The organism is bacterium (genome assembly GCA_037143175.1).
In the GTDB taxonomy this organism is placed as follows: domain Bacteria; phylum Verrucomicrobiota; class Kiritimatiellia; order CAIKKV01; family CAITUY01; genus JAABPW01.
The window spans coordinates 1-19,949 of the sequence record JBAWZF010000016.1 but is presented as its reverse complement, the minus strand read 5'-3'; the positions used below and the strand labels follow the sequence as shown (position 1 = coordinate 19,949).

Genomic DNA, 19,949 nt, shown 5'->3' with positions numbered 1-19,949 from the left:
TCACATCCTGTCTTCATTGACCTCTGCAGCGGCCCTGGCATGAGCGATAAAAGCAGTTACTTTACGAAAATCTTTCTTTCCAGGCAAAGATTCCACCCCACTTGATACATCAACTCCGATGGGGCGAACCTGCCTGATAGCCTCTGCCACCGTTTCAGGCCTGAGGCCACCGGCCAGCATCGCCCGACACCGCGAGGCGAAGTTTCGGCCCTCTTTCCAATCAATTTTTTCTCCGGTTCCGCCATAGGCAGGAGAAGCGGCATCCAAGACAAATCGATCCACCTTCCAATGCTCCGGACTTGGACTCCACCGCCCTTCCTCCAACCTTACGGCACGCCATAACGGAACGCTTAAATCCTTAAAATCCGCAGAATCCTCATCCCCATTAAGTTGCACGGCGGCCAACCGGCAGGCGGAAACAATCTGTTTTACCAAAATAGGCTCCTCGTTTACAAATACGCCTACAGGACAGGCATGCTCCGGCAGATGGTCCACAATATGTGCCAGAGTCTCGGGCGTAACATACCGGGACGACTTCGGATACATAACAAAGCCCAGATAATCGGCCCCTTCCTCCAACGCCCACCGCGCATCATCAATATTGGTCAAACCGCATATTTTCACAGTAAACATAGCCGCTCTTCTCCCCAAAAAGCGCCCCCTACCCCAGGGGCTCAACCCGGTGTCCGTAAAGCTTTCAGAGCCTTTCCGGGAAAGGTCTCACGAAGTAGCGATTCGCCAATCAAAAAACCTTTATAGCCAGCATCCTGCAAGCCCCGAATATCGTCTTTCGTTTTGATCCCGCTTTCAGCAATACAAATACGCTCCTTCGGCATCATCTTTGCAAACTCATAAGCTACCGCCAAATCCGTCTTCAGGGTCTTCAGATTCCGGCTATTTACCCCGATAATGGCCTCATCACAAGTTAACGCGACCTTCAATTCTTCCGCCGTGTGGACTTCCACAATGGCTTCCAATCCAAGTTCCCGACTCTCCTTGTATAGGATCTTTAATTGCGGCGAACTCAACGCCGCGACGATCAATAAAATCACATCGGCACCCCAGGCTGCAGCCTCTATCAACTGATAAATATCCACCATGAAATCCTTGCGCAACACGGGAACCGTAACACATCGCCGGACGGCCTTGAGATCCGCCTGAGAACCCATGAAATAGTTTGGTTCAGTTAACACCGAGACCGCTACAGCGCCTCCGGACACATAGGCTTGCGCCAGTGCTGCAGGATCAAATGAGGGACGCAACAGCCCGGACGAAGGACTTGCCTTTTTTACCTCGGCAATAATCCGGGGTGCGGGACTATGGAGCAAGACCTTTGACAGGCTGCGATAGTCAACTCTTTGCTCAATGAGACAATAAAGTTCATTCACAGCAACCGAACGCTTCGCAGCCGCGATATCCTTACGTCGATCACGCACAATACGCACCAAAACATCTTCTTTAGGTTTTCCGAGATTATCCATGAGACCTCAAAATATAGAAAATTCACACGACACGAAATTCCCCGTGGACATACGGAGAAACTGAGCACCCTTTTTACTCTCTCGGTTCGGATAAGAAAAGCGAAGAGTTTCGCGATTGAACCCTATTACGTAAAAACTTGCCGTAGTTCGATCAGTCGGGCATTATATCTGCCCGCCATTGAGAATTGATACTTATTTTGAGATTGGAATGAATCCGTGATTGCGACAACAAAACTTACCAAAAGATTTGGACCGGACATTTTATTTGAAGACGTCAGCGTCCAATTTAACCCGGGAAACTGCTATGGTCTGATCGGGGCCAATGGATCCGGGAAATCCACATTTATTAAAATTCTGGCGGGTCTCATGCCCGCAAGTCAGGGCGAAGTCTCTATCGGCCGTGACTGCACACTTGGCTATTTGCGGCAGGATCATGCCGAATTTGATGATGTGGCGATTTTGGACACCGTCTTCATGGGCAATAAGAAGCTCTGGGATCTCCATTTGGAACGGGAAGCCCTTTACTCAAAATCAGATCTTTCAGATGCCGAACATGAACGCAGTGGTTTGGTCGAAGACGAATTCGGGCAGGCAGGCGGTTACACCATGGAGGCGGATGCGGCCAAACTGCTACATGGTCTTGGTTTCGGTGAGGACGTTTTCACCAAGGAAATGCGAACCTTACAGGGCGGATTTAAACTCCGGGTCCTGCTGGCTCAAGTCTTGTTCGCCCATCCTGATGTCCTGCTGCTGGATGAACCCACCAACCATCTGGATATGGACTCCATCGAATGGCTGGTGGATCTCTTGAAACGCTATGAGGGCACTGTCGTGGTTATCTCTCATGACCGGTTTTTCCTGAATCAGGTTTGCACACATATCGCCGACCTGGATTATCATGAGATCCGCATGTTCACGGGCAATTATGATGATTTCACCATCGCAAGTCTGGAATCCCGTGAACTGCGAGAAAAGGCTAATAAGAAGATGGAGAAGCAGATTCACGATCTGAAAACCTTCATCAGTCGGTTTAGCGCCAATGCATCCAAGGCCAAACAAGCCACATCACGGCAGAAGTTATTGGGCAAAATCGAACTTGAAGAAGTTAAGCCCAGTTCCCGAGTATCCCCCTTTATCCGATTCACCCCCAAACGCCGACTGGGAGACAAAGTCATTCAGGTCCATCACATCTCAAAAGGTTACGACCTTCCTCTTTTCAAAGACTTTAGCTGCGAAATAGGGCCGAAGGAAAAAATCGCCATTATCGGTAAAAATGGCGTCGGCAAAACAACGCTTCTGAAAATTCTGTGCGGACACCTTCCACCGGATTCAGGAACTGTTGTCCTGGGTGATACCATTGAGTTCAGTGTCTTCCCCCAAGACCCTGGGGAAGTTCTTGATCCGAGTTCTCAAGCATTGACCTGGCTGCGTCGCTTTGCGGACGATAAGGATGCCACCGAGACCGAACTTCGCTCCTTTATGGGGCGTATGCTTTTCAGCAAGGACGATGTGTTTAAGCCCATCCAAGTTCTGAGTGGTGGTGAAAAAGCCCGGCTCATTCTTTCCAAGATGATGCTGGAGGGCGGAAATGTGACCATTCTGGATGAACCCACCAATCATCTGGACTTGGAATCCATTGAAGCACTGAACTTCGCCTTGGCCAAGCTCGAAAATACAGTTATTTTTGTCTCTCATGATCATCGGCTGATCAAGTCGCTTGCCACACGAATTTTCGAAATTAAAGACGGCAAGATCTGGGACCGTTCCTGCGACTAAGATGGGGTCTGGGATTCAGGCAGATCGGCTTGACACACACGAACAATGGGGTTAGATTTCGTGCAATAGAACGTTTCAGCAGGGAGGGGGGGGAGACACATAAAGCTTGCATCTCAAACAATGCGGATTGATATTCCGCCGGATATAAGGCTTGCGCAGCGACTGACCAATAATAAAGGGAGAGTCATGCCGCAGCCCGAACCCTCCCCGCAAATCCCCATACGTGGCAAGGCAAAATCGACCCTTGGTGACCCTGATTTCCAGGAACTTTTTCAAAGTGTTTATGACGGAGCAATTATCGCAACTATGGCTGGAAAAATGGTCGACGCCAATGTCCGAGCGATCAATTTCCTCAAGTACTCTCGCGAGGAGTTACTCTCCCTAAATCTGACAAATATCATCTCAGGCGCCAACGCCTCTACCCTGACGACACTTGAAGCTGGCGTCAAAAAGGATCGCTTCATTCTCATCCAAGCTTACTGCACACGCAAAGATAAGGTGCTTTTCCCAGTCGAAATTGCCGTAAACCCTTTAACCGTCGGGGGCACCGAGTATCTCTGTTGTTTTATCCGCGATATCACCTGGCGGCAACAGGCAGAAGAGATGTTGAAAACCATTCATACGGCTATTCAAAATGCCGCCACGGGAATTGTCATTGCCGATTTGAATGGGCAAATTGATTACGCTAATCAGGCCGCAGGGCAACTTTGCGGAAAAACTGAGTCGCTTTCCGGACATCATGTTCAAGATTTGTTCCCGGAAAGCGAAACCTACCCGGTAATTCTTACAGCCATTAAAGCAGGAACAAACTGGTCTGCAGAAGTTCTTATGCCCCGGAAAAATGGATTTCCGCTTTATGTGCAGGTATCTGCGGCCCCTAACCGTAACGCCGACGAAGAGTTAACCAGCATGATTCTCTCATTCCTCGATATCAGTGATCGTATTCGGGCACAAGAAGCCAATCAACAAGCGGAACGTCAAAACGTCATGATGGAAAGTCTCGGAGCCGCCTGCCATCACTTGGGTCAACCTGCCACAGTCCTAATGGCCAGCCTGGAGTTAATGGCTAGGGTCAAGGATAACGATAAAGCCCTTGGGGAAGAACTCCTTACCTCCAGTATTGAAGCCGCAGAATCACTACGCAAGATGCTGCATAAGCTCAACGATATTACTGAGTACAAGACCACCTCGTACATCGATGGTAAAGACTCGCCCGGCCAAACTGAATCCCGCATTTTAGATGTGATCGCGAGATGATGTTACGATAAAAAAACACAGCCCACTGATGGGGCTGTGTTTTCAAACCTTGCTATACAAAGCAGGTTAGTCCGCCAAAACATGTCCAGCCTGATTGCAGGCCGCATTGGTGCCGACAACGTTAAAGGTAATCGTGCCGCCACCAGGACAGTTCGTCGCAGAAACAGGATTCTTGACATAGGCCAAAACCGCCGCCTTATTAGCGTCAGCATCAGCATTCGCCGGCTGCTTCGTTGCCAAAGCCCACTGTTCCTTACCGGCTTCAATCATGCGCAAGTTATTGATACAAGCATTGGCCTGAGAAGTAGTTCTGGCCTTCATGAATGAAGGAATTGCAATCGCGGCCAACAAACCGATGATCGCGACCACAATCATAATCTCCACCAGTGTAAAACCTTGTTTCATCTTCTTCATTTTACCATCTCCTTCTTTTGTTTGTTTCTAAAAAACTTGTTCCTCACGACTGTTAATAATAAGCAGTAGTCATGCCAAGTTTATATTTCGCGATTATAATCGCTAATTATTTGTATTATCACTTTTTTTGCCTCACATTTCAAGATGAATCTCTCTTATTTTCTCAATATTGTTAAAGGTTCATGTGCAAAACTGCATGGAAAGCAAATTAATTCTCGATTTTGAGATAAGAATTATAGATTTTTGTCTGGATTCCATGGCCAAAATTCGTAATAGAGGCATCTAGAGGCCGATCTCAACCGTCTCATCATTCCGGGGCAGCCTTATTCTTCAGGTAATTTCCTATAAAGCGTCGCCAAACTGATCTTTAACGATTTGGCCGCTTTTTCCTTATCCCCTTTTGATGCCGCCAAAACCTGCTCAAGATATTCTTTTTCGCGCTCACGCAGGAAGGTTTTCAGTGATTTATTTTTGAAGGTATCTGCAGCTCCCTCCGGGGCCCCTCCCATACGCTCGACGGGTTTGACTTGGTTCAAAATCCGAGGCGGCAAAACTTCCAGTGTGATTTTGTTATCCTGCGCAAAAGTGATTGCATGCTTCATGGCATTCTCAAGTTCCCGCACATTTCCCGGCCATGAATAACGCTCCAGTATATCGCGAACTTCAGGCATCAATTTAGGAATTTCGCGCCCTTCTCCAGTTTCATTACGCAAGACATGGTAGACAAGAGGGAGAACATCTTCCTGACGTTCACGCAAAGGCTTAATATCAATAGGGATAACACTCAGACGATAATAGAGATCCTCACGAAATGTTCCCTTTTTAATCATGGCCTCAAGACTGGTATTTGTCGCCGCAATCACACGGACATCAACCTGAATATCATCATTTCCGCCCACCCGCCGGATTTCCTTTTCCTGAAGAACCCGCAAAAGCTTACCTTGGATACTGAGGGGCATGGAAGGGATCTCGTCCAAAAAAAGTGTACCCCCATTAGCTGTCTCGAAAAGTCCATCCTTATTGGATGAAGCCCCCGTAAAAGCCCCTTTCATATGCCCGAACATTTCAGATTCAAGGAGTGCTTCTGGAAGAGCCGCACAATTGACCGCCACAAAACGCTTATCTTTTCGACGACTATTCAGGTGTATCGCCTTGGCTACCAACTCCTTCCCTGTTCCACTCTCCCCGGTGATCAAAACCGTAGTATCCGCAGGAGCAACACGCTTGATCATTTCACACACGTTCCGCATGGCCGCACTTTCGGCTACAATATTTTCGAATTTATAGCGCCCGACCAATTCTTCCTTGAGTTCAATGTTCTCTGAAAGTGCCCGGCTATATTCCAAAGCACGCTGAATGGTTATCAATAACTCATCCATCTTGAAAGGTTTGGTGACATAATCAAAGGTCCCTAATTTCATAGCCTCAATAGCCGTTTCGACAGACCCGTAGGCGGTCAAAATAATGACGGGCATTGAAGGTCGAACTTGCCGGGCCTTTTTGAGAAGCTCAAGGCCATCAATAGGAGTCATACGAATATCCGTGATCATGAGATCAAAGATTTCCGTATTTAATAACTCAGGAACTTTGCTGCTATCTTGGACGGGAGTGAGGGTATACCCTTCTCCCTTAAGGATAGTATTCAATAGACTCAGCATCCTGGGTTCATCATCAATAAGCAAAATTCGCGGCATGGCTTACTCCCCCTTGAAAAAGGTCACAACGATACATTGAACGTGATACTAGAATCTATATTCCTAAGAAACAACATGTTTTCTCATTTTTAAGATTAGTCAGTGCTTAATGAATTAAGCACCATACTCCGGCCATCTGCGGATAGCGGCGGAAAATCAAATTGCGTCTCAAATAAATCCACAATACGATTACAGACGTCCGATTCATCTTCACCAGTAACCTGAATCCGAATTGTACTCCCCTCCTGAAGTCCCAATGATACAAGTGACAGTAAGGAGCGTAAATCCGCCTCACCGGATTCTGCCAGAACGCGAATTAGACAGGGATGTCGGCTGGCCTCAGTCACAATTTTTGCTGAAGGCCGGCAATGAATCCCCTGCCCATTTCGAATTGTGGCCGTTCGCTCAATCATACTTCAACAGGGATCCTTTCAGTATTCAGGATTTCGCGCAATTTACCAGCCAAGGCTGCCTGTTTATAGGGTTTCACAAGAATATGGTCAAAAACGGGATCGACCCCATATTTTATTGCAGATTCCTGATCAAAACCAGTGACATAAAGGACCTTAACATCCGGCCTGAAACTCTTGATTTGCTTCAGGAGAACAGACCCGCTCATTCCCGGAAGGACAATATCGGATATGATCAGATGAATCGATTTGGAAACATCCGAACAGATTTTCAGTGCTTCTTCAGGGCTCGCAACAGCCAGCACCTGATATCCTAATTCCGTCAGAATCCGTTGCGTACAACCCCGCACAGGGGCGTCATCCTCCACAACCAGAATAGTTTCTGACCCCACCTTAACTTGTGCTGTGGAATCGCCCCCACCCGTTACCGTCACCCCTTCAGCGGAGGGTAAATAAATACGGAATTCAGTCCCCGCATTGACTTGGCTATCCACCTCAATATACCCGTGACACTGGCGCACAATGCCATAGACCATGGACAGCCCAAGCCCGGTTCCCCTCCCCCGCTCCTTGGTTGTAAAAAATGGTTCAAAAATATGTTCCTGAACCGCCGGGGCCATACCGCATCCGGAATCTTTTATTTCGAGCACCCCATAGCGACCGGGCTCAACCGACACATGGGCATCACAATACCCTTTATCCAATGTAACGCAGTGGGTTTTTATCCGTAAGGTGCCCCCTTTGGGCATGGCATCCCTGGCGTTTACGGCCAGATTGAGAATGACCTGTTCAATACCTCCAGAATCCGCCTCAATGAATTCAGGTTCCGGACTCATCTGAATATCAAGCGCAATATCCTCGCCCAAGGTGCGTTTTAACAACAACACCATTCCCGCCACCGATTCATTCAGATTCATGCATTGGATCTGCAGGCTTTGTCGTCGCCCGATCGCTAACAGTTGCGCCGTCAACTTTGCCGCTCGCTCGGCACTGTTGAGAACCTCCTGAACGTCCAACTTCGCAGAATGACCTTCAGGTAAGGCCTCCACCGCCAATGATCCAAACCCGAGAATGGAGGTCAGTAAATTATTAAAGTCATGCGCCACCCCGCCTGCCAACAATCCCAACGCTTCCATCTTCTGGGATTGGCGAAGTTGCATTTCCCTTTCCAACAATAATTCCTCAGCATTTTTCCGTTCAGTAATATCCCGAAGCAGCAAAACACTGCCGCCATGTCGCTTCAAGACTCCGGAAATGATCTCCAAAGGGAAGGTTCGCCCGTCTTTCCGTTTCCCCGTCGCCCACCCTATATGAAAACCTTCCCGTTCCAGCGCATCATAAATTTCGTGTTTGTTACTTGTCGAGTTACGCCGGTCAGAATAAATCAGATCCGTCTTGCGTCCCAACACCTCTCGGGGATGATGCCCGAACATACGCAATACAGACACACTCGTCGTTAAAATGTTCCGATTGGGATCCACCACCAGAAGCACATCAGGACTGATGGATGCAATAATATCCTCCAACTCCTCATTTTTCAGGGCGGCTCGACGCCATCGAATATATGAAGAAATTAATAGAATAATCACCCATAACACGAGAAAGTTGATCACAAATTGAACCAATATCGAGTCTGCATGAGGACGGAAAAACCTTGCTAATTTTTCATTGAAATTGATGATCACCCCAATGATGGCTACAGCGAAGGCCACCAGCAGTGACGTAGCCAGCACAAACCACTCCCGGAATTCCAGGTTTGCATACCAGATTGTTTCGTTATGGCGCTTTTGTATTCTCATTAGGATGACGAAATCATAATTCCAATAGAAAATATCGTGATTTTGCTGCAAATGCCAGTATATTCTCTCTTATCGACATGGATTGCATTGTGCGGCTAATTGACGTATCCTGCACGACGAAAGAACGAAAACATATTCATGAAAACCATATCTGATCCCATTCCTCAAAATACTCACCCTGTTGTGGCGTTAGTTGGGCGCCCCAACGTCGGAAAATCGGCCCTATTTAATCGTATTCTTGGCCGCCGTCTGGCCATTGTACATGAGGAATGCGGTGTCACCCGTGATCGCATCATTGCCCGTTCGGAATGGAATGGCAAAAATTTCGATCTGGTGGATACGGGTGGACTCACAAAATTCAACCGGGCAACCAACACCAACATTATTGAGGCTGAAACACGACAGCAAGCCGAAGCCGCCATTGAAGATGCCACGCTCGTCATCCTGGTCGTCAATGTGGAAGATGGCATCCTCCCCATCGATAAGGAGGTTGAACGCCTGATCCACCAGAAAGGCACACCCGCAGTGGTGGCGGTCAATAAGTGTGATAATCCTGAACGCGGCGAATTGGATGCCGCCCCGTTTGAGCGCCTCGGCTTCCCGATTTTCAGCGTTTCCGCACTCCATAATCTCGGACTACAGGAATTGCTTGACCATGTTGCAAGCCAACTTCCGACCGCCCCGCCAGAACCTGTTCATGAACCGTTGAAAATCGCCATCGTCGGTCGGCCCAACGTCGGCAAGTCCTCCTTCATTAACCGTATCATTCGCAAGCAGCGGGTCATTGTTTCCGATGTTCCCGGCACAACACGCGACAGCATTGATATTCCGCTGGTTATCGGTAGCGGCCCAACCGCCCGGCATTACCTGCTCACGGATACGGCCGGCATGCGCAAAATGGGCAAGGTCGATGGCGCCGTGGAACGCTACAGCGTATTCCGCGCCCAAGCTAGCATCGAGCGGGCTGATGTTGTCGCCCTGATACTTGATGCCACGCAAGGCCCCACGGCACACGACAAGACCATCGCGAGCCTGATTAAGGACAACGATAAGGGATGCGTAGTGATCGTTAATAAATGGGATCTTATGTCTGATAAGACCACCCAAAAAGAATACCTGACCGCCCTCTCACATACAGTCCCCTTTTTACACTGGGTCCCGATCCTTTTTGTCTCGGCTAAAGAGGGATACAATATGCGCCAATGCCTTGAGGCCATCGACCAGGTAGCAGAGCAAATCCAAACCAAAATCCCGACCGGACTGTTAAACCGCGCCATCATGAAAGCCTACGAGCGGGTGCAGCCCCCCGTCATGAATAACAAACGTTTCAAAATCTATTACGCCACCCAACTTGGCGTTAAACCTTTACGAATTGGCTTGTTTGTCAATGACCCCAAACGACTCCCCGATACTTATCGCGAATATCTGGTGAATGCTATGCGTAAAGCCTTCGGCCTTCTCGGCGCTCCCGTCATTTTCATAGCAAAAGAGCGTTCCAGAGCCCAATTTGTGGCAAAACCTAAATAATCTAGCTGTTGTGTGCGAGATATTTTATATCCACAATGGGTGGTATGCAAAAAACCCTTATAAACAGCTTTTTTTCGAATAATGATTCAGGTATTAATTCACAAATCACTTATAACTAACACGTTATAACGATCGTATCTGATCAGGATTTTCTTCAGAAAAGTCGAAAATTTTATTATTTTCTCATTGCACACCACAAGGGGTAGTGGTATCCATTACCTAGTTAGCTGTGGTGGCGCAATATTTTGTGCTGATGACTCAAAAGACATCGAACCTTTTTTTCACAAATATAAGTTCTAGGAGCAGTGTGTCATGATTGAAAATAAAACAGAATTAGCCGAACAGAAGTCTTCAAAAGCCGCCCGTTCCGCGAAAGCGAAAAATAAGCGAAAAGGAATGTCTGTCAGTCGTTCTTTTGCACCGCAGGGGACAAATCCCTATGAAGGAATGGAATGGAGCCTTCGCAAGGCGTCGATTACCGACGACAAGGGTAAGGTTATTTTCATCCAGGATAATATCGAGGTTCCCAAAGCATGGTCGATGCTCGCAACCAATATTGTTGCCTCTAAGTATTTCTACGGCGGAGCCAAAACCAAGATCCGGGAAAACTCTGTTCGTCAACTTGTGGATCGTGTTGCCCGAACCATCGCCGACTGGGGTAAAGCAGAGGGTTACTTTACCACGCCCGAAGATGCTGAAAATTTCTATTGCGATTTGGCATGGTTGTGCGTGAACCAATTTGGATCGTTCAATAGCCCCGTGTGGTTCAACGTTGGTCTTTACCAGGCCTATGGAGCCACTTCAGACAGCCGCTCAAGCTACTATTACAATTCAGAAGTCGATAAAATCGTTTCGTCCCGCGACAGCTATAAGCACCCTCAGGCGTCTGCCTGTTTCATCCAGTCCGTTAAAGACACGATGGAAGACATTATGCGCCTCGCCAGCACGGAGGCCATGCTATTCAAATACGGCTCAGGAACCGGCACCGACCTGAGCACTCTGCGAAGCAGCCGCGAAAAACTCTCGGGCGGAGGTACCCCTTCCGGACCCCTGAGCTTCATGCGTGTCTTCGACCAGGTGGCCGCTGTCATCAAGTCGGGCGGCAAAACCCGCCGCGCAGCCAAAATGCAAAGCCTGAAAATCTCGCATCCTGATATCATGGATTTCATCACCTGCAAAACCACCGAGGAGAAAAAGGCCTGGGCGCTGATCGATCAGGGTTATGATGGCTCGTTCGGCGGTGAGGCTTATGAATCTGTCATGTTCCAGAACGCCAACCTGTCCGTTCGCGTCACCGATGAATTCATGAAGGCCGTTGAAACGGATAGCGAATGGCAAACCCGTTCCGTCACCACCGGCGAAGTCGCGGAATCTCTTTCGGCCAACAAACTGATGCACCTGATGGCCGAGGGGACCCATCTCTGCGGTGATCCCGGGATGCAATATGACACCACCATCAACAAGTGGCACACCTGTATCAACAGTGGAAGAATCAACGCCAGTAACCCTTGCTCCGAATACATGTTCATTGACAACAGTGCCTGCAACCTCGCGTCCCTGAATGTCATGAAATTCATGAACAATGATGGAACCCTCGATGTCGCGCGCTTTAGTGCCGCCGTCAGAATCTTTATCATTGCCCAGGAAATTCTGGTCGGCTGCGCAAGCTATCCGACTGAAGAGATTGCCACAAATTCCCACCTCTTTCGCCCTCTTGGCCTCGGCTATGCCAATCTCGGTGCCGTGCTCATGAGTCTCGGTCTCCCCTATGACAGTGATGAAGGTCGTGCCTTTGCCGCCGTCGTTACCTCCATCATGACGGGGCACGCCTATGCCACTTCCTCGGAACTTGCCGTGGTCAAGGGTACCTTCTCCGAATATGCCAAGAACCGCGACCCCATGATGAACGTCATCCGTATGCATGCCAATGCGTTGGTGGATATGGATAGTTCATTGTGCCCCCCAGAGCTCTATCAGGCGGCTGGCACCATCTGGGCCAAGGTTCAAAGTAACGGCGTAAAAACAGGATTCCGCAACGCTCAGGTGACGCTTCTGGCTCCCACCGGGACGATCGGATTTATGATGGATTGCGACACCACCGGCATTGAACCTGACCTCGCGCTCATTAAATATAAGCAACTGGCAGGCGGCGGTCTTATGAAGTTGATCAACATGACGGTCGAATCCGGTTTGCGCAAACTCGGCTATAACGGAAGTATCGCAAATATCCTGAAATACATCGATGCAGAAGAAACCATAGAAGGCGCACCCGATCTGAAGGATGAGCATCTGGCGGTATTTGACTGCGCCTTCAAGGCCAAGAAAGGGATCCGCTGCATCTCTTACATGGCTCATCTCAAGATGATGGCTGCCGTTCAGCCCTTCCTCTCCGGCGCCATCAGTAAAACCATCAATATGCCCAAGGAGGCCAAAGTAGAGGACATCATCCAAGCCTATATGGATGGCTGGAAAATGGGCCTGAAGGCTATTGCGATTTATCGCGATGGATCCAAACGCACACAGCCTCTCAATACCAGTCGTTCTGATTTTGACGGAAGCGACAAGGGAGGCGAGGTCAAACCCGACAGCGAGGTTAAGCCGACCCTGCGGGCCCGCATGCCCGCTACACGCAGTTCCATCACCCATAAGTTCGCCATCGCGGGACACGAGGGCTACATGACGGTGGGCCTCTATGATGATGGTCGTCCGGGCGAACTGTTCATTACCATGGCCAAGGAAGGCAGCACCGTGGGCGGTATCATGAACGCCTTCGGAACAGCTATCTCGCTATGCTTGCAATATGGGGTCCCCCTGCGCGCACTGGTCGGAAAGTTCTCGCATAGCCGTTTTGAACCCAGCGGATACACGAATAACCCGGACATTCCCATCGCCAAGTCACTTGTGGATTATATCTTCCGCTGGCTGGAATTCACGTTCCCAAACGGATCCACCCCGGAACGGACTCTTGCCCAAAAGATAGCGACAACAGCCTTGCCGACGCAACAGGTACCCGCAGAAATGTCGGATGCGGAAAAGATGCTTAGCCAGATTCAGAATCAGGAGGATTCTCCAGTCTGTGACCAGTGCGGACACATTACCACTCGTAATGGCGCCTGCTACCGTTGCCACAACTGCGGCAACTCCATGGGGTGTTCCTAACTTCCCAGTAAAGGGGACAGGTGAGCGTGAAGCTCCACACCAAGGTCACGCGACTTAAGTTGAAGTAGGCGCTTATCCTGGCCGGCCAGAAGAGAGGTACGCAAAGCTGAGTGATGGGTCATACGCCCCATCATTTCAGCAATTGCTTCAAATTTCTTTTCATGGAATAACACGCCTGCCCCACCCAGAGTTTCCGGTACGGCACAGGCAGAATAGGCCAACACCGGAACCCGGTACACCAGACTCTCAACCAGCGGGATACAAAATCCCTCATGTTCGCTCATACACAAAAAAACATGGGAACTCTGAAAACAGGCGTTTAATTGGGGCTGCGGAACCGATCCGGTAAATACCACATTTTCAAGCTGAAGATCCCGAGCCATGGTGATGAGCAGTCGATGATAGCGCTCTGTCCCAGCATAGGAACCTGCCAAAATGAGACGTGAATTGGATTCAACCCCTTGCTGAAAATAGGCAAAGGCTGAAATCACATCTTCAATTTTTTTGTTGGGGGCACAGCGCCCTACAAACAAAATATTCACTTTACCATCACCGAACTGGCGCATCACCGAACGGTCAGGAGCCCCCCCTAATTTGCCAAAATCCAACATCAGGGGAAACACCGCTGAAGGGGGATACCCCCAAGCCGCCAGCTCCCGGGAATTAAATTCACTATCAGCTAAATTCACAGAAGCCACACCGGCCAGTCTGGCGGCCTGCTGCCGCCCACGCGCCAGATCCAGGGCAGTGGAAGGCTGTACAAGCTGATAATAGTCAGGGGGCGTAATGTTATGGTACAAAATCGCCTTTTTAGCGGGTAAATCCCTAAACACTTCATTGGCTTGTGAGCCGATGGAGAGATGCAACAATACCACATCACCGGGTTCACAGCCGCTCCGCAAGTCATTGAGATCAAAGGCCTCAGCGCGTAATTCAGGGAGTATCCGGCGACGCTCGCAATAAATCTCAGAATTGAACCCCCAACTCCGGAATAAGGCACGCATAACCATCGCCTCATTACTTATCGCATCACCCCGGCTAAACCCCGCCACTAGTTGATGTATGGAAGCCATGACAATCACCTTTTCTTTAATACGGCCCGTACAGCACGAAGATGCGCCAAAATGGTCGGATCTTTCCCAACCAACCGTAACGCCTTTTCCAGGCTCGATAAAGCTTTGATCGTATCCCCCCGCTTAAACTGAATCCAGCCCAGAGTATCCAAATAGGCCCCATTTTCAGGCTCCTGTGCCAAGGCTTTCGTGATATTGGACTCAGCCTGAACAAGATTAACCCCCTGCTCCGCCCACATATACGCCAGATAATTCAAGGCCTCACCAGAATCCGGATGAACGGCAAGAAACCGACCAAGATATTTTTCACTATCCTCTATACGGCCAACCCGCTCACAAGTAATGCCATACCAGAAGTCAAAAATGGCAGGTATCTGGTTTGTGCAGGCGGGATCCTGCGATACCCGCCGCTCCACTTGGTCCAACTGCGTCAAAGCCTCGGCAAACTGCTCTGTTTGCATATAAAGATTCGCCTTACGCAAAGCCACGGGCACTTTGAACGGATCGCCTTTGCCAGCAAGCGTGTAGGATTTCAGTGCCTTTTCGCGCTTCCCCTGCAGTTCATACGCCTCTCCGAGCCAGTATGAAACTTGTGGATTATCGGGCACCTGTTCAAAGAAAAGAATGGCACTGGGAATGTCTTTCCCTGCAACAAAAAGACGTCCCGCACTCTCACAAAACTCAAGCAGGGGTTGCGGATTACTGACATGACGAAATCCATCTCGGACGACTGCCAGCGACCTTCGCGCATCAAACTCAACCGCCAAAAGGGCAGCCCATCGCAGATATCCTTCAGGTCGTTCCGGCGCCATGCGGACAACCGATCGAAACTGATGAACCGCCTCATCCTGATTCCCCTGGACCTGATACACCGACCCCAATAATAATCGTATTTCGGAGGATTCCGGATGGGATAATTGAAGTGATTTCAGAACGACAACCGCCCCCGTATAATCCTTTCTCCCTATTAAATCAGCTGCAACCTTGAGGTTGATGGGGATATGGTCAGGGTCAAGGACCGCTGCCTGTCGAAAATGCAAAAAAGCCGACTGCGACGTCCCCTGCGAGGCCTCTGTAATGAGCCCCTGGCTATAATGAGCCAGCGCCTCGCCCAGATTCGTATCAGCCACCGATAAAGAAAGGGCTGATCCGGAACTGGTCAAACGAGACGTCTGTTGTAACGTACTGCAACCGGCAATAACAAAGAGTGGAGCCAGCGCGAGCCATTGTGTAAACGCTCGCATGTTCCAATTCCCTGCCTTACTTGTTCTTATGCCGCAGGGCCTTCATGCGTTTTTTGTACTTATGTTTGGACATTTTGGACCGGCGTTTTTTCTTAATAGAACCCACAGTATTGCTCCTTTACGTTATACAACTACACGAATTATTACTCTATCGGATTACTTTGTTCAAAGGCAACTCGATTATGCCCTCAGCGCCGACTCGTTTCAACTCCGGAATAATCTCCCGGACAATCTTTTCCTCAACTACTGACTCAATGGCCACCCAGCCATTTGTACTCAAATGATTAATCGTCGGGGCATGCAAAGCTGGCAGAATCTTGGATACGGCCTCCACCTTATCAACCGGGGCATTCATTTTCAACAACACCCGCGACTCAGCAGCAAGGGCGCCCTGCAACAGCATGGCAATCTGCTCCACTTTCGCACGCTTAAACTCATCTTTCCACGCCGCCTTGTTGACAATGAACTTAGTGGTGGACTGCAATACCACATCCACAATACGCAGGTTATTGGCACGCAGCGAGGAGCCGGTCTCGGTTAACTCAACAATGGCATCCACCAGTTCCGGCACTTTCACTTCAGTGGCGCCCCAGGAAAACTCTACCTCAGCCTCCACCCCATGTTGGGCGAGATACCGCCTGGTCAATCCTACCGCCTCGGTGGCAATCCGCTTGCCTTGTAAATCTTTTACCGATTTGACCGTGGAATCATTATGAACAGCCAACACCCACCGCACAGGACGCATCCCCTGCTTGGCATAAATCAGGTCAGCCACCTCATGAACATCAGAGCCATTTTCCTGAATCCAATCAAAACCGGTAATACCGGCATCCAATACGCCCAGCTCGACATAACGACTGATTTCCTGCGCCCGGATCAGACGCCCTTCAATTTCAGGATCATCCACAGTGGGCAAGTAAGATCGGGAGCCTACAGACACCTTGAAGCCCGCCTTCTGAAACATGGCAAACGTGGAATCCTGAAGACTGCCTTTGGGTAATCCTAATATCAATTTTTTCATAGTCATGCCTTTCTTCCGTAACCCCTTCACATTCTGGGTAAAAGCGGGTGGATACTAGGTGAAGAAGAGGCGAGAGTCCAACATTATCTTATGGTGCTGAAAGAGGGGCGTAAACGCACCCGCCTCCCTTCAACCTGCAGCTGCCCACCAGCCAATAACCCGAGCGCTTCAGGCAAAGCGATATGTTCCTGTTCCTGGATGCGAGCATGCAAGGATTCCGCCGTGTCATCATCCAAAACCGGCACCACTTTCTGTAAAATAATCGGCCCCGTATCAGTGCCCGCATCCACAAAATGAACCGTACAGCCTGCAACCTTGGCCCCATACTCCAGTGCCTGCGCCCAGGATTCCATGCCGGGAAAAGCTGGCAACAGGGCCGGATGCAGATTGATAATCCGATTTGAAAAGGCGGACAGCAAGCCACCTTTGATGATGCGCATGAACCCGGCCAAAACGATGACCTCGGCACCATAACGTTGCAGCGCCTCCAGATATCTGGCCTCACCCGCCCCATCCAGCTTCGTCTTATAGGGGGCTGCGCTGACATATCCGGCAACAATGCCTTGCTGACGCGCCCGCTCTAAAATATAGGCGTTTTCAACATCAGAAAGAACGCAAACCACCTGGGCGTTTAAGCGCCTTGCAGCAATGGCATCAAATATGGCCTGGGCATTACTCCCTTTCCCGGAACCTAAAATCGCAATTTTCAAGAGGGTCTTTGGTTTCATTGGGGCTCATGATAAATGGCGCTCCCTCCCCTGACAAGCCCAAGGTTGGGCCAGTCATTGAACCGGGCCGCGGGCAACTTCCTTGTGGTCTGGGACTGACAGCGTGGCAATGCTGCCGGGTTTGGTCATGATGATGTGACTGCCGCGCGGGCAGTTTCGATGGTGAGCGGCATTCCCATCTCGAACCGGACTTCCAGACATCCGGCAATGGCATCCTTTACCATTTCCAGCGCCTCATCATGGGTGGCGCCCAGGCGGATCTTCGACATCCAGCCACGGCTCGATGATGCGTTCGCCGGATACAGTAGTTCATATGCGAATTGCTGAGAGGAGTCACACACGATTTGCCTTCCATCTGCATTTGGTATATTGTCTGCCGATATTTTACCGAGGCCCAATATATGATCACAAAAGAAGTAAAAGTGCTTTTTGAACCTTCAGGAAGGACGGTTCATGCTCTGCCGGGAACCATTCTGCTTGAGACTGCCGCCCGCGCCGGGTTTATCATTCACACTCCCTGCGGCGGTGCGGGGAAATGCGGCAAGTGCGTCGTTCGCATCCGCCATGGGAAATGCCCCCCCAGTGCTGAGGAAACTTCGGTGCTGGGTGAAGTTCGCGTGGCCGAGGGCTTCCGACTGGCTTGTCTGGCTCGGGTGACAGGCCCTCTCACCATCGAGATTCCTGAAACCTCCTTGTTTCAGGCCCAGCAGCAAATTCTGATTACGGATGCCGGCGGTCACATGGATGTCACCCCGCGCGTTATTAAAAAATATATCCAGCTTCAGCCCCCGGGCCAACATGATGAAGGCTCCGACCTGGAACGACTACGCACGGTGATAGGAGCCTGTCCGGTCGCCATCTCCGCCCTGCAGGCGTTGCCCGATGCCCTCCGTGCTTCTAGCTTCACTGTAACCACCGTTCAGGTGGACGATGAATTAATTGCCGTTGAACCAGGGGACACCGCTGCCGCCTGCTACGGACTGGCCTTCGATATTGGCACGACCACCATGGTGGGCACACTGGTCAATCTGACAACCGGCGTGGATGTCGCCGTCGAGGCCCGAGTAAACCCCCAGACTTCCTTCGGGGATGATGTGGTCTCCCGGATCCAGAAATGCCGCACAGACCCGTCCGGCCTGTCTCAGCTCCACACCGCCGTAATCGAGGGGGTCAATAAAATTATAGATGATCTGGCCCGCAAAACCCGCATTTCGCCCAACAACATCTATGAGGTCGTCTTCGCTGGCAACACCACCATGCAGGAGATCCTCTGCGGGATCAACCCCTCCGCACTGGGCGAAATGCCTTTCATGCCCGCCTTCCGGGAAGCGCTGGAAGGTGAAGCCGCGCTCCTCCGGATCCAGGTTCACCCCCGCGCAAAATTTTATATCTTTCCACAAATCGGCGGTTTCGTCGGAGGCGACACCACCGCCGGCATTCTCGCCACACGACTGGAGCAGACCACCGCCCCTACCCTTCTGGTGGATATCGGAACCAATGGTGAAATCGTACTGGCCCACAACGGCCAACTGCTGGCGACCTCGGTTGCCGCCGGCCCGGCCTTTGAAGGAGCCCGCATCGCCAATGGCATGCGAGCCACCCACGGGGCCATCGAGAAAATCATCCTTGATGGGGATGTGCGCCTTAATGTGATCGGTAATACCAAGCCTGCAGGCCTTTGCGGAAGCGCTTTGATTGATGTTGCCGCAGAGCTGCTGCGTGTGGGCATTCTCGATTTCACCGGCCGGATCCTGCCCCCGGATGAGGCTCCGTCATCTCTCCCCGCCCCTCTTCGGGTAAGGCTGATCGAGGAGAACGGGGAAACCCATTTCCTGCTCGCATCGGCTGCTGATTCTGCCACCGGAGCACCCCTGCTTCTATACCAGCGCGATATCAGGGAACTTCAATTGGCAAATGCTGCCATTCGCGCAGGGATCAATATCCTCTTGAAAATCGCCGGGCTTCAACCAGAACAACTCGGGACCATTCTTCTGGCCGGAGGCTTCGGGAACTTTATCCGACGCAACCATGCCAGACGTATCGGAATGCTGCCCCCCATCGCCTGTAGCAAAATCAGGTTCGTGGGAAATACCGCCTCATTTGGGGCCAAGCGGGCGCTCTTGTCATCAAACGAAAAACTCGCCGCCGCCAAGCTGATCGAAATGGTCCGTCATGTGGATCTCTCCCTGGACCCTGAGTTCCAGGCAGAATTCGGAAACGCCATGTTGATGCCGGAGGGTGAGTTTGAGGATAGAGAGTAGGCAGTGCGCAGTGCGCAGTGCGCAGTGCGCAGTAAACAGTAAACAGTAAGCAGTAAGCAGTAAGCAGTAAGCAGTAAGCAGTAAGCAGTAAGCAGTAAGCAGTAA

General features: G+C 50.4%; 17 protein-coding genes. 5 read left to right on the top strand and 12 right to left on the bottom strand.

The features are described from left to right. The gene (locus WCI03_07285; GenBank protein MEI8139653.1) at positions 1–633 is read right to left on the bottom strand and encodes a phosphoribosylanthranilate isomerase; all 633 of its coding nucleotides are present in this window, start codon (positions 631–633) and stop codon (positions 1–3) included. 41 nt (positions 634–674) lie between these two features. Next, entirely contained in the window at positions 675–1,481 is an 807-nt protein-coding gene (gene trpC, locus WCI03_07280; protein MEI8139652.1) for an indole-3-glycerol phosphate synthase TrpC, read from the bottom strand. A 216-nt stretch (positions 1,482–1,697) separates the two neighbouring features. On the opposite strand from trpC, the gene WCI03_07275 reads away from it, so the two are divergent. Both WCI03_07275 and WCI03_07270 read left to right on the top strand, forming a co-directional pair. Continuing rightward, the gene (locus WCI03_07275) at positions 1,698–3,257 is read left to right on the top strand and encodes an ATP-binding cassette domain-containing protein (GenBank protein ID MEI8139651.1); all 1,560 of its coding nucleotides are present in this window, start codon (positions 1,698–1,700) and stop codon (positions 3,255–3,257) included. A 186-nt stretch (positions 3,258–3,443) separates the two neighbouring features. Continuing rightward, positions 3,444–4,514 (top strand): PAS domain-containing protein, encoded by a 1,071-nt coding sequence (locus WCI03_07270; protein MEI8139650.1) that lies wholly within the window; start codon positions 3,444–3,446, stop codon positions 4,512–4,514. 66 nt (positions 4,515–4,580) lie between these two features. Here WCI03_07270 and WCI03_07265 read toward each other — a convergent pair whose 3' ends face one another. From WCI03_07265 to WCI03_07250, 4 genes are all read right to left on the bottom strand, one after another. After that, positions 4,581–4,928 (bottom strand): prepilin-type N-terminal cleavage/methylation domain-containing protein, encoded by a 348-nt coding sequence (locus WCI03_07265; protein ID MEI8139649.1) that lies wholly within the window; start codon positions 4,926–4,928, stop codon positions 4,581–4,583. Positions 4,929–5,251: 323 nt separating this feature from the next. Further along, a complete protein-coding gene (locus WCI03_07260; GenBank protein MEI8139648.1) occupies positions 5,252–6,622 on the bottom strand; it encodes a sigma-54 dependent transcriptional regulator in 1,371 nt (456 codons plus the stop codon). A 95-nt stretch (positions 6,623–6,717) separates the two neighbouring features. Continuing rightward, positions 6,718–7,035: an HPr family phosphocarrier protein gene (locus tag WCI03_07255; GenBank protein ID MEI8139647.1), complete on the bottom strand. Its 318-nt coding sequence runs from the start codon at positions 7,033–7,035 to the stop codon at positions 6,718–6,720. Then, positions 7,032–8,831 (bottom strand): ATP-binding protein, encoded by a 1,800-nt coding sequence (locus WCI03_07250; GenBank protein ID MEI8139646.1) that lies wholly within the window; start codon positions 8,829–8,831, stop codon positions 7,032–7,034. Before WCI03_07250 ends, WCI03_07255 begins: the two co-directional genes overlap by 4 nt. Before the next feature lie 138 nt (positions 8,832–8,969). Here WCI03_07250 and der point away from each other — a divergent pair, with 138 nt between their 5' ends. Together der and WCI03_07240 are read left to right on the top strand one after the other, a co-directional pair. After that, positions 8,970–10,358, top strand: coding sequence for a ribosome biogenesis GTPase Der (der, locus tag WCI03_07245; GenBank protein MEI8139645.1), 1,389 nt, complete (start codon positions 8,970–8,972; stop codon positions 10,356–10,358). A 312-nt stretch (positions 10,359–10,670) separates the two neighbouring features. Further along, positions 10,671–13,517, top strand: coding sequence for a vitamin B12-dependent ribonucleotide reductase (locus WCI03_07240; protein MEI8139644.1), 2,847 nt, complete (start codon positions 10,671–10,673; stop codon positions 13,515–13,517). On the opposite strand, the gene WCI03_07235 is transcribed toward WCI03_07240, so the two are convergent. From WCI03_07235 to WCI03_07210, 6 genes are all read right to left on the bottom strand, one after another. After that, a complete protein-coding gene (locus WCI03_07235) occupies positions 13,514–14,590 on the bottom strand; it encodes a glycosyltransferase (protein ID MEI8139643.1) in 1,077 nt (358 codons plus the stop codon). The two genes, WCI03_07240 and WCI03_07235, sit on opposite strands and share 4 nt — an antisense overlap. Before the next feature lie 5 nt (positions 14,591–14,595). Further along, positions 14,596–15,834 carry a tetratricopeptide repeat protein gene (locus WCI03_07230; GenBank protein ID MEI8139642.1) on the bottom strand — a complete coding sequence of 413 codons (1,239 nt, stop codon included), beginning with the start codon at positions 15,832–15,834 and terminating at the stop codon, positions 14,596–14,598. Between the two features lie 16 nt (positions 15,835–15,850). Further along, complete coding sequence (locus WCI03_07225) at positions 15,851–15,940, bottom strand: AURKAIP1/COX24 domain-containing protein (protein ID MEI8139641.1); 90 nt, start codon at positions 15,938–15,940, stop codon at positions 15,851–15,853. Positions 15,941–15,982: 42 nt separating this feature from the next. Then, complete coding sequence (gene hisG, locus WCI03_07220; protein ID MEI8139640.1) at positions 15,983–16,861, bottom strand: ATP phosphoribosyltransferase; 879 nt, start codon at positions 16,859–16,861, stop codon at positions 15,983–15,985. Positions 16,862–16,938: 77 nt separating this feature from the next. Further along, positions 16,939–17,583, bottom strand: coding sequence for a phosphoribosylglycinamide formyltransferase (purN, locus tag WCI03_07215; GenBank protein ID MEI8139639.1), 645 nt, complete (start codon positions 17,581–17,583; stop codon positions 16,939–16,941). A gap of 125 nt (positions 17,584–17,708) precedes the next feature. Further along, positions 17,709–17,852, bottom strand: a complete 144-nt coding sequence (locus tag WCI03_07210) for a type II toxin-antitoxin system HicB family antitoxin (GenBank protein MEI8139638.1) — start codon at positions 17,850–17,852, stop codon at positions 17,709–17,711. Positions 17,853–17,984: 132 nt separating this feature from the next. Between WCI03_07210 and WCI03_07205 the strand changes: the two genes are divergently transcribed. Further along, positions 17,985–19,844 carry an ASKHA domain-containing protein gene (locus WCI03_07205; protein ID MEI8139637.1) on the top strand — a complete coding sequence of 620 codons (1,860 nt, stop codon included), beginning with the start codon at positions 17,985–17,987 and terminating at the stop codon, positions 19,842–19,844. Positions 19,845–19,949: the final 105 nt, after the last annotated feature.